Source organism: Streptomyces sp. URMC 124 (genome assembly GCF_051386455.1).
Lineage (GTDB): Bacteria > Actinomycetota > Actinomycetes > Streptomycetales > Streptomycetaceae > Streptomyces.
Window position 1 is genome coordinate 1 of the sequence record NZ_JBPQTS010000389.1, and the last position, 348, is coordinate 348.

General features: G+C 71.8%; 1 protein-coding gene. It reads left to right on the forward strand.

Features of this window, described 5'->3' with window-relative positions; translation table 11 throughout:
- On the forward strand, positions 1 to 306 hold a 306-nt coding region (locus tag ACSNOG_RS33075), incomplete at its 5' end, for a DUF4365 domain-containing protein (protein ID WP_436756370.1).
- Positions 307 to 348: the final 42 nt, after the last annotated feature.

The window sequence follows — 348 nt, forward strand, 5'->3', positions numbered from 1 at the left end:
CCCGCCGCCCCCGCGCCCACCTTCGCCTTCACCCTCGACAACGACCACCTGGCCAAGCTCGCCCGCACCCCCGTCGCCGTCCACAAGATCCTCGTCGTGATGATCGTGCCGAGATCGCGCGACGACTGGCTGCGCGCCGGCCACGACAGCCTCCACCTGAGGCACTGCTGCTACTGGACCAACCTCGCCGGCCACCCCGTGACCGGCAAACGCCGGACCACCGTGCGGATCCCGGCCACACGCGTCTTCGACGACCGCGCACTCTGCGAGATCATGACGCGGGTCGGGGCGGGAGGGAGACCCTGATGCACCGGCCGACCGAGCCCTCGCGCCACCCCCACCACACCC